This window comes from Luteibacter sp. P4_E6, from assembly GCF_056401535.1.
Genome location: NZ_JBFUJE010000133.1, coordinates 1 through 9,282, shown reverse-complemented (window position 1 = coordinate 9,282; position 9,282 = coordinate 1). Strand labels below are relative to the sequence as shown.

The following is a 9,282-nucleotide window of genomic DNA, read 5'->3' as shown; positions in this document are numbered from 1 at the left end:
TGTCAGTGCCATCGCCCGAGCGCCTATGTGCTGTTCACGAGCTACACCGCTTTAGAATCACCGATTCGATGCATGGATTGCTTCGGCCCGATAGCGTTGTATCACATGGAAGTCATGGCAAGTGGGGAGTTCCACGAGCTTGTAACGTGGCAATCAGACTATCAGTCCTGCGATCAGCTTCAAATGAATTGCAGCGTTCTAGAGCAGGAGGCGACGCGAGAGCTTTCAAGCATTGACAGTAGCTTGAATAAAATCGGGTTGGCGCACTGCCAGACACTCGCCACCACCAGCAATCGCCCCTTCTACTATTACCTATTCAGTGGTGAGAGCGAGAGCCTTCAGACTGAACTTGAACGGCGGTGCCCTGGCTGCGGAAATGATTGGCGCCTCACGTCACGACTTCACGACCTATTCGACTTCAGATGCGATCGTTGCCGTTTGCTATCGAATATAGCTTTCGACGTCAGATGGGAGCTTTCCGCCGAGCCAGGCCGAACGCCGGAAGGAACACCAACAAACGAGCCAAAGCTGATATGAGAACCTCTGTAGAAGATGAGCTGACGGCCTTTCTCGTCGTTCTGGTAGGTTCGGTTACGATAAATGGTTGGATTCCGGGGGGGCGGGGCACCCCCACCGCGGAAAACCTTCAGCTCATCCTGCTCGGTTCTTCCGCAGGCGCTTCTATGGAGGAATCGTCGTGTCGACGATCCGTCCCTGCTTTGTTCCCCCAGGTTCCCGCCATCCGCTAGGTCCAATGTTAGAACTTGCCCTTTCCTAGGTGGCCTTATGACCAGCCGCCACCCGTTGAACCAACGGTTTCACTATGCTTCGCAGAGATTGCGATGCTGGTGATGTCCGCTTCGACCCGAAGCAGCCACTATCAGCCTAGGGTAGCCAACATGGCTCGGCGCACGTTGCTGGCCGATAAAGGGGAAATATGAAGAAGTTCTTCCAGATCCTTGGCGGGATCTTTTTGGTGCTGGTCTTGATCATCGCCGCATTCGTGGGTATGGGCATTTACCAAGGCACTCGCCTCGACTCGTCTAGTAAGGCCTATGTCGAAGCAAACGTGAAGCCGGTCGTCGCTACCTGGTCAAAAGATGAGCTTCTGAAGCGTGCGTCACCGCAGCTGATTGAAATTCTTGGCAAGGAACCGAGTCAGGTTGATCGCCTGTTCGAAAAATTCTCCAAGCTCGGCGCTCTGAAGAGTTTGAGCGAACCGAAGGGCCAGTCGCTTGTGGCGATCAATACCGGTAGCGGCAAGGTGATCAGCGCCTCTTATACAGAAACCGGCGAGTTCGAGAACGGGCGCGCCGACTTTAATATTCGGCTGATTCAAATCGACGGCGAGTGGCGCTTCCTTGGGTTCCACGTGGACTCGCCGATCATGCTCCAGTAGCCGGAGGCGGTTCAGTCGGTAAAGGCATCGATGTCGCATGCCCGCTTCCGACCCGGAGCGGACCCTTTTATTTCACTTCATGCGAGAGGGTAAGAATTGGACTTCAACGCTTTCAAATCGCTCGTAGTCGCGGCGGTCGCCTACGCGAAACAGTTACATTAATTCCGAACTCAAGATCGGACCGCTACTGAATACGGGGGGCGTCGGTGGGAGTGAGGTGCAGAATGCGCCATCCGGCAGTGGTCACATCGCCTTGGCAACCTTCGTAGCCATGCTCTCAATGATGGAGTCCGGGCTGCTCAGGTTGTTAGCAGTGCCTCGGTCGTTGAAGAACGACACCACGGAGCCGTCAGAGGTCTTCAGGATGCGGACCGCAACACCTGCTCGCTCGCTTCGAAACGTAAACGGGGCCACCCGGTAGTAATCCTGCACCTCACCGTTGACCACGTAGGCGTAGCCCCTGCCTTTGGCGTAGGCGGCTGCATCGCTGTCGGATAAGGCATCCTTCGGGCCTACTGGCCTGTCCAAGGGCACTGCCTTCTTCCCGGCCGTGGAGGCGATGACTCTGGCGAATACGGAGCCGGCGCTCAGCCCAGAACCGTCGCAGTCCTCTTGCCCTTGGATTGTGCAGTCCCGAAACATGACGACTGCCACGTCGGAGCCGGTGGGCATCTTGTCTCTGACGGTCACGGGGGCCCCTGCGCAGCCTGTCATTAGCCCAGCCACAATTCCCACTGCGGCAATTCGCCTGTTCATCGCTTGCACTCCACTTTTAGGGTCTTTCGGTTGAACCCCGGTTCCTCCGAAACGGTTCGGTAGCCGTTCGGGCACTCCTTCGCGGCCCTGTCGTAACAGATGGAGAACGACAAGCCAGACCCGCACTGGACCATTACGATGGGGTCGCCACGGTCGTCATAGATATGGGTTGCAGTGGTGCAACCGGCGAGAAAGATTGATATGGCCGCGACTATCAGGGCCCTCACTGGACGGGGGCCACGATGACCAAACCGGTATTCGCCTGGTTCTGCCGGACCACGCCAGAGCCGTACTGGGCGACACGTCCGTCCTTCAGCAATACCTGATAGTCAGCCAGGTCCCACGACCAGCCGCTCATTAGGCGATTCTTGTAGGTGAGCACCTGATAACCGTCCTGCTCGCTGAAGCCATCGGGACGCCCCATCTGCTTCTCCACGGTCTGCCGGTCCATACCGGCATCGAGGCGACGCATCTTTTCGCCTGTCGCACACCCGGCCAGCAGTAGCGATCCGACGACCGCAAGAAGCACCTTGTGCATGTTCGTCCCTCCCCAGTGACGACCCCGAACCTAGTTTAGGCTCATCTAGGCAAGTCAGCAGGTGAGTAACTATGGGAGTAACCGGCAGGTTTCGGTCTTAGAAGCCGCCTACTATCTAGGTTCTGGATGCCCACTCCGGCACCAAAGTCAGAGAATCGACATCTCACCTATGGCTTTCGTTCTTCTTCATCCCATGCCCGCGACGGGCCCGGGACCTCTGTTCCTCACGGGCTGGGGGGCCCTAGTGGCGTTCGTGATCCTCGCGACCATCGCTGTGGGTGGATGGAGCTGGCTGCTGCGACGAAACCGTGGGCGCATCGAAGCCGAGAAGAAGCGTTTTGGAAAGGGTAGTGCGGAAGGCCGACGCAAGCGCCTCAAGCTGCGCTAGGCAAACTATGATTGCGACTTCCCGGAGGCGAAGCTTTGGGGATCAAGGAATCCGCCACGTTCGATATCTTCGGCGCGGCGGTCGAAGTCCGGATCTTAGGAGAGTCATCCATGCGCTTTCTTGCCTGCTTGTGCRTCGCGTTCTGTCTCTCGGCATGCGCCACGGCGTCGCCGAACTGGGCTGACGATCGTCCTCCCGTCGGTGTGCAGGGTCCTAAGCCTATGTGCTCATCCGGCCCTGGTGGCAAGACCGCTGCGTGTGCCACGGCGATTCTCGAAAACACGGCCATCCAGTCGAAGAAGTAAATCCATGGCAGCAACACCCGATCAACTACACGAGCTTCTTTCCTACTGCATGGACTTTGCTCACACCATGCTCAAGGACTCCGGGGAGTTCTTCCCGTTTGGAGCGACACTTTCGCCCGACGGCGAGGTGGCCGCTGTCGGGGGGTGGGACGGCGACGAGAGGCCAAAAAGCCAGGAGATCTACCAACTGCTGGCCGGTGCATTCATCTCAGCGGTTGGGGAGGGGAGAGTCATTGGTGTCGCGCTTGCTGCCGATGTCAACGTACCCGACCGATACAACTCGCCAGTGAAGGATGCACTTCGGGTGCAACTGGAAGCTCCGGGCTTCGCTCGGTTCATTTACGTGCCCTACGAGCTCCTGCTGCCGAGTTTGACGGTGGCTGAGCCCACGTGGGTCATGCATGAACCCTTCGCGGTCGAGATCAAGCCGATGTTCTTTCCGCTCCCGTCTGAGAAGATGTAATAGATAGAACGGAGTGGCGGCACCTTGGCGGCCATTGACGCGTTGTGCAGTAACGCCTGAAAATCCTCAAGCGTCCATCGGCGCATGACAGGGAAGGAAGTAGACATGATGGGGAACGACGCAGAGATACTCGATGCCTTCCTGGCCGACCCTTCGGACGAGCTGGTGGTATTCGAACGACGCATGCCGGGCATAGACGACGAGCACGATGAAGGTCTGCTCGTTGCCATTCTGGATGAGTGCAAGGCTCGCTTCGCCAGTTGGCGCGAACTCTGCGAGTCGAAGCTGGGGCCACCCGACCTGACGCATAGAACGCGCGGGGAGTGGGTATGGGAGCTTCACCCCTTTGCTGGCGCACTGAGCGCTTGGGAACGCGGCGATCACTTCCTGTTCGTTGCGTCGTGCCAGGAAGACCGCGACATGCCGATCCGGGTCGTTCTTGGCTTTCGCAAGCCTATGGACCCTGACGAACGCATGGAGTTGGAATGACCATGCTCGATGGTGGCATTGGACAGCCCAGCTTTTCGTGGACACTCAGGAGCTGTTTTGCGCCAGAGGGGGTGGTAGGCCGGATGTCGTCCCGCAGCTACAATGCGCCTGCCCCAAGGGGCCCAACCGGTCAGCCGGCCGGGTATCGATCTGGAACAGGGAATTTCATGAAGAACGTTCTGCTACTCACCGCCGCTGCCGTCGCGGCACTCTCCACGTCGAGCGCTGTCTTCGCGGACAGTCAGGGCGCTTTCGTCCAGGCGAACGTTGGACACGCCAATTCAAACGTCAAGAGCAGTTCCGCGTACGGCGTGCTAGGCGGTTACCGGTGGACGGTCGACGCGCCTTTCTATCTGGGAATGGAGGGCGGTTACATGAACCTCAACCACTCTCATTTCACATACAACAACACCCTGGTGACTACCGACATCGTCGGGCCGCACACGTTGACGAGTCAGAGCCGGGTCAGTTCGAAGAACGAAGCCCTGCTCTTGGGCGTCAACGGGAAGTGGGAACTTCCCGGGCGGTACTTCATCACCGCTCATGCGGGTGTCGCCCGCTATAGGAACGTCGTTCGCGTGCATTCGACGGGCACGCTCGATGGTTTGCCCACGGATGGCTTCCATGACCGGTACCGCTACTACGACACCAACTATTACGCAGGCATTGGCTTCGGCTACGACTTCAATCCGCAAGTCAGCCTCAGCTTCAACTACGACCACTACGCTCCCCGGTACGAAGCGTTCGGCGTCAAGGAAGACGTCAATTTCGACGCTTACGGCATGGCTGCGGAATTTCGATTCTGAGTGAACCGCGCTTGTCGACAGGTGCCTGATTCGTGGATGACATCGCAATCAAAGCCATCGTGAGTCCGTTGTTGTTTTTCTTCTTCGTCACGCTGGCGCTTTGGACTCGTCAGCGCATGACTTACGGAAGGTGATGTGACCTACGGCCATTGACGGATCCTCCGAGCGCTAGCCAGAATGCCCGCGCCATCAGGGGAGATGATGTTCATGGATGTAGAGCAGGGGTTCTGGGAGAGGCCAGCAGGGAACACGCTTCGCTGGGCGTTGTTCGTACCGGCGGCGATCGCCGGGAAGGTCCTGGCGTCCGTCCTCGTAGGCCTGCTTTTCCGCGTCAGCGTATGGACGCATTGGAATCTCTACACCATGCCGTGGGCCCTGGTCGCAGGAGCGGCGTTGTCCGGCGCGGCGGTCATTGCATGCGGCGTGCTGGTGGCCCCGCCCCAGCGACGGCGCACCGTCACTATCGTGCTGACCGCCGTGTACTGCCTGCTATGCATGATGGCTGCGTTTGCTGCCTTCCTGCTGCATCAATGGATACAGATGTACGGCGGGTGCGCGTCCGTCCTTGCCGCCATCGTTGTCGCCAAGATCCTGTACGACCGCGCCCCTGCGCTCTCGGCCGAACGCATCGACAAGGAAACACGGCGATGACCATGGAAGACTGGCTCAAACGCGGCATGGACATCGCGTGGCTGATACTCCTGTTGTGGTGGCTGGTCAGCGCGTGGGGAAATAAATCCGTCGCGCGCGGCGAACCGTGGCTGACGCGGTTATTGCTTTACTGGTTGCCACTCGTCGTGGCGTTCGGCTTGCTTGGGCCCGGGGACTGGTTTGGCCACACCTGGCTTCGCGAGGGGATCGTGCCGCATACGGTGCCGGTCTTCGCAGTCGCGCTGCTGTTCGTGGTGACGGGAGTCGCCCTGGCGTGCTGGTCCAGGTATCTGCTCGGACGCAACTGGAGCAGCGTTGTCCAGATCAAAGAAGATCATGTGCTGATCGAGGCCGGCCCCTATCGTTACATTCGGCATCCCATCTATACCGRCATCCTGCTTGCCTTCATCGGCACTGCGCTGAAAGAGGGTGACGTGCGAGTCATCTTCGGCGTGTTGATCGTCTTCCTCTCGTTCTGGCGCAAGCTGAGAATGGAAGAGCGGATGCTGGGCGAGACGTTCGGCGAGGCCTACGCTGCCTACCGGGCGCGGACGAAAGCCTTGATTCCCGGCGTCCTCTAGTCGACACGAACCGTCAGAACCACCGTGATTCGCGATCGATGATCAATCGGTAATAGCTGACATTGGCGCGTGAGCAGTAGACGGCCGAGATACCTGCACCTAGTGCGCGGAAGTGACGACCCAGTCCGATCATTTCGAGGACGAACAGGCAGACCAGGCTCAGCATGAAATAGCCGAGTGCCTGGCGGTACATCCCTTTGACGATGAAGTAGATCGGGCCGAAAAGAAACGCGAGCAGGTTGAGCGTGACCGCGAACCGTTCGCCGAAGGGGAGAGCCCTGATGTTGGGCAGGTCCGGGCCGCCTGCGTCCCTGATCGTGCGAAAACGGCGCTTCCAGGTCTCGGACACGTCGGCCCGTTCGATGGGATCGGGTGCGACGAAGGGTTTCCTGGGCTCCGCCGACTCGACGGGCATGGGAGCCACCTGGGAGCCATAGGAATTGTAGGGATCGTTCATCGGGTCCGTCCGGTGGGAACTAAGGTGGGCAGATTCTCAAATAGGAAAKGGTCAGATCGCAAGTAGTTGCCGAATTCGCAGATTATTGATGTCAGGAGTGCTCGACGGGTAAGGGTCGACGCGTCCGCAGGTTGTCGGTTCATTGCCCTGAGAAAGCCAGCCGCCACGGCCACAGTGATGGCTCTTGGATTCGCTATTCGCACAGGGGACGACATGAGCAAGGCAGCATGGATCGGCTTGGCCATCGCACTACTGATATCGGCGACGGCGGGGGCGAAGACCACGGGTACCGGGGACCTTCTCAACCAGCAAAACAAACCGTGGCAACCTCCGGCGCCTGCTATCCAGACCCCGCTCTGGCCAGAGGGCCTCAAGATCGCACCGCCCGCCACGCCCGGTGACGAAGCCTTCGGTACGTCGAAAGGGCAAATCGCGGGCCTGCCGATCACGATGGTCGAGCATGTTTCCGTGCCGACGATGACGATCTATCGCCCGACAGCAAAGAACACGGGTGCCGCCGTACTCGTGTTTCCCGGCGGCGGTTATCGCGTCCTGGCGATCGATCTGGAAGGCACGGAAGTGTGCGACTGGCTTACGGCCAAGGGCATCACGTGCGTTGTCCTGAAATACCGCGTGCCCGGCTCCGGCCCGTACTGGAATGATGAATGCAACTGCCGCCGCGCCCCCTCCGTACCCATGGCCTTGCAGGATGCACAACGCGCGATGGGCCTGCTGCGCGAGCAGGCGGCAACCATGGGTATCGATCCGCACAAGATCGGCGTACTTGGCTCTTCCGCGGGTGGCCGCATGGTCGCTGATATCAGCAATCATTCCCGGCGCAGCTATCGACCCATCGATGCCGCCGATCGACAGAGCAGCCGACCGGATTTCGCCATCGCACTTTATCCGGGGCATCTTTGGACATCTCCGGGCCTGACCTTGATGCCGGACGTGAAAATTGCCGCTGACGCGCCACCGACGTTCATTGTCCAGGCAGAAGACGATGCCACGGACGACATCCGGGAATCGCTGACTTACTACCTGGCACTGTCGCAAGCAAAGATCCCCGCAGAGATGCATTTGTACGCCAAGGGTGGCCATGCGTTCGGCGTTCGACCCACGGCGAATCCGATCACGCGGTGGCCCATGCTTGCCGAACAATGGATGAGGACGCTTGGTGTCCTTCCTGCGGCGGTGCCATAGAGAGGGGCGAGCCCTCGGCACTTGAAACGGGCCCGATCGGTAGTGCAGCCTTGCCCACGGTAAACACGGGCACACTTCATTCGAACGGGAGTCGGACGATGAAAGCACCGGGCCAGCGTTTCTTGATGATTTACTCGGGCGTGCTGACGGCGGTCTTTGTCGTCACCGTCGCCAGCGGATTTGTCGTCTCGCCAAGGACGATGACACTCGATCAATTGGACGTCCAACGCATCAACCTGCGCGAGCCCGACGGGACCTTGCGGATGGTGATGACCAGTGCGGGCAGATCCCCGGGCATCTACTACAAGGGTAAAGAATTCCCTCATCCGGCGGGTAGAAAGGATGCTGGGTTTCTCTTCATGAACGCGGAAGGCACCGAGAATGGTGGCCTGAGTTTCGGCGGCGAGATGGGGCCCGGTGGCATCAAGGAGTCGAGCGGGCACCTTTCGTTCGACGCTTATGAGCAGGACCAGACCATAGCACTCGGTTCGGCGCAGCATGGCAAGCAACGCACGGCAACGCTGCAGTTCACCGACTATCCCGACTACTCGATCATGGAACTCGTGACGTTCCTCGAATCGACAAAGGGCTTACCCGAGGAACAACGAAACGCAAGGCTGGAAGCGTTCTTCAACGAGCGTGGCCGACCCACGCCGCGCATGATCCTCAACCGCGGTGGCAAAGACGGCAACGACGGCGTGGCGCTGACCATGGCGGACACCGCAGATCATCCGCGTATTGTGATGAAAGTGGCCGCGGACGGTACGCCGTCATTGCAGATGCTCGACACGAAAGGCAAGGTGGTCGGACAGATGGTTCCCGCGAGCTGACGTCGTGCACCCGGCGCGGTAGTCCTCAGTCGGCGAGCGACTCCCCGCGGTGATCGTCGTCCATCCAGCCCTTGCGCTTCTGCATCGCCCATTCCATATCGCGCGCCATGGATGGCGTAATCTCGGCGCCACGTAACAGCTCGGTCAGCACCTGGCGTTTCCCCAGTCCGAGAAACGAGGCCTGGTTCTCGTATGAGCAAACACCCAGCCAGTCCAGTTCGATAAGGACGCCACGAAGGTTCGCGCGCCGGTTCAGCTGTATGTCGTCGAGCGGCGAGGTGACGTGCTGATCGCGTCTGGGCGTGTAGTTGGCCCTATGCCGATGTGGCGCCAACCGTGCGGACGCGGGGGTGAGGTTGCCCATGAGCGGAGTCTCCGGAGAGGACGCCTGGCTGCGTGGCGTCCATGCGCGTGAG

12 protein-coding genes and 1 pseudogene are annotated in these 9,282 nt (G+C 59.5%); 9 read left to right on the top strand and 4 right to left on the bottom strand.

Features of this window, described 5'->3' with window-relative positions; genetic code table 11:
- Both AC1DT2_RS10380 and AC1DT2_RS10375 read left to right on the top strand, forming a co-directional pair.
- On the top strand, positions 1 to 537 hold a 537-nt coding region (locus AC1DT2_RS10380), incomplete at its 5' end, for a DUF2310 family Zn-ribbon-containing protein (RefSeq protein ID WP_477296132.1).
- 400 nt (positions 538 to 937) lie between these two features.
- Positions 938 to 1,399 (top strand): hypothetical protein, encoded by a 462-nt coding sequence (locus AC1DT2_RS10375; RefSeq protein ID WP_213947975.1) that lies wholly within the window; start codon positions 938 to 940, stop codon positions 1,397 to 1,399.
- Positions 1,400 to 1,642: 243 nt separating this feature from the next.
- Here the strand turns inward: AC1DT2_RS10375 and AC1DT2_RS10370 are convergent, their stop codons facing one another.
- On the bottom strand, positions 1,643 to 2,089 hold the full coding sequence (locus tag AC1DT2_RS10370; protein WP_213947976.1) for a hypothetical protein: 447 nt from the start codon (positions 2,087 to 2,089) through the stop codon (positions 1,643 to 1,645).
- Between the two features lie 289 nt (positions 2,090 to 2,378).
- A complete protein-coding gene (locus AC1DT2_RS10365) occupies positions 2,379 to 2,693 on the bottom strand; it encodes a hypothetical protein (RefSeq protein WP_213947977.1) in 315 nt (104 codons plus the stop codon).
- A gap of 697 nt (positions 2,694 to 3,390) precedes the next feature.
- Here AC1DT2_RS10365 and AC1DT2_RS10360 point away from each other — a divergent pair.
- From AC1DT2_RS10360 to AC1DT2_RS10340, 5 genes are all read left to right on the top strand, one after another.
- Positions 3,391 to 3,849 (top strand): hypothetical protein, encoded by a 459-nt coding sequence (locus AC1DT2_RS10360; RefSeq protein ID WP_477296131.1) that lies wholly within the window; start codon positions 3,391 to 3,393, stop codon positions 3,847 to 3,849.
- Positions 3,850 to 3,954: 105 nt separating this feature from the next.
- The gene (locus AC1DT2_RS10355; protein WP_477296130.1) at positions 3,955 to 4,338 is read left to right on the top strand and encodes a hypothetical protein; all 384 of its coding nucleotides are present in this window, start codon (positions 3,955 to 3,957) and stop codon (positions 4,336 to 4,338) included.
- A gap of 167 nt (positions 4,339 to 4,505) precedes the next feature.
- On the top strand, positions 4,506 to 5,144 hold the full coding sequence (locus tag AC1DT2_RS10350; protein ID WP_477296129.1) for an outer membrane protein: 639 nt from the start codon (positions 4,506 to 4,508) through the stop codon (positions 5,142 to 5,144).
- 207 nt (positions 5,145 to 5,351) lie between these two features.
- Positions 5,352 to 5,795 carry a hypothetical protein gene (locus tag AC1DT2_RS10345; protein ID WP_477296128.1) on the top strand — a complete coding sequence of 148 codons (444 nt, stop codon included), beginning with the start codon at positions 5,352 to 5,354 and terminating at the stop codon, positions 5,793 to 5,795.
- The gene (locus AC1DT2_RS10340) at positions 5,792 to 6,376 is read left to right on the top strand and encodes a methyltransferase family protein (RefSeq protein ID WP_477296127.1); all 585 of its coding nucleotides are present in this window, start codon (positions 5,792 to 5,794) and stop codon (positions 6,374 to 6,376) included. Before AC1DT2_RS10345 ends, AC1DT2_RS10340 begins: the two co-directional genes overlap by 4 nt.
- Positions 6,377 to 6,389: 13 nt before the next feature.
- Here AC1DT2_RS10340 and AC1DT2_RS10335 read toward each other — a convergent pair whose 3' ends face one another.
- Positions 6,390 to 6,833, bottom strand: coding sequence for a DUF2628 domain-containing protein (locus tag AC1DT2_RS10335; protein ID WP_477296126.1), 444 nt, complete (start codon positions 6,831 to 6,833; stop codon positions 6,390 to 6,392).
- A gap of 213 nt (positions 6,834 to 7,046) precedes the next feature.
- On the opposite strand from AC1DT2_RS10335, the gene AC1DT2_RS10330 reads away from it, so the two are divergent.
- Positions 7,047 to 8,036, top strand: coding sequence for an alpha/beta hydrolase (locus AC1DT2_RS10330; RefSeq protein WP_477296125.1), 990 nt, complete (start codon positions 7,047 to 7,049; stop codon positions 8,034 to 8,036).
- A gap of 98 nt (positions 8,037 to 8,134) precedes the next feature.
- Positions 8,135 to 8,866 (top strand): hypothetical protein, encoded by a 732-nt coding sequence (locus tag AC1DT2_RS10325; protein WP_477296124.1) that lies wholly within the window; start codon positions 8,135 to 8,137, stop codon positions 8,864 to 8,866.
- A gap of 25 nt (positions 8,867 to 8,891) precedes the next feature.
- Here AC1DT2_RS10325 and AC1DT2_RS10320 read toward each other — a convergent pair.
- Positions 8,892 to 9,282 (bottom strand): annotated as a pseudogene (locus tag AC1DT2_RS10320) (hypothetical protein); the annotation flags it as partial.

Coding starts and splice junctions, on each gene's coding strand:
- AC1DT2_RS10360 (WP_477296131.1), top strand. CDS start 3,391: ATGGCAGCAACACCCGATCAACTACACGAGCTTCTTTCCTACTGCATG.
- AC1DT2_RS10335 (WP_477296126.1), bottom strand. CDS start 6,833: ATGAACGATCCCTACAATTCCTATGGCTCCCAGGTGGCTCCCATGCCC.
- AC1DT2_RS10330 (WP_477296125.1), top strand. CDS start 7,047: ATGAGCAAGGCAGCATGGATCGGCTTGGCCATCGCACTACTGATATCG.
- AC1DT2_RS10325 (WP_477296124.1), top strand. CDS start 8,135: ATGAAAGCACCGGGCCAGCGTTTCTTGATGATTTACTCGGGCGTGCTG.
- AC1DT2_RS10345 (WP_477296128.1), top strand. CDS start 5,352: ATGGATGTAGAGCAGGGGTTCTGGGAGAGGCCAGCAGGGAACACGCTT.
- AC1DT2_RS10355 (WP_477296130.1), top strand. CDS start 3,955: ATGATGGGGAACGACGCAGAGATACTCGATGCCTTCCTGGCCGACCCT.
- AC1DT2_RS10350 (WP_477296129.1), top strand. CDS start 4,506: ATGAAGAACGTTCTGCTACTCACCGCCGCTGCCGTCGCGGCACTCTCC.
- AC1DT2_RS10375 (WP_213947975.1), top strand. CDS start 938: ATGAAGAAGTTCTTCCAGATCCTTGGCGGGATCTTTTTGGTGCTGGTC.
- AC1DT2_RS10365 (WP_213947977.1), bottom strand. CDS start 2,693: ATGCACAAGGTGCTTCTTGCGGTCGTCGGATCGCTACTGCTGGCCGGG.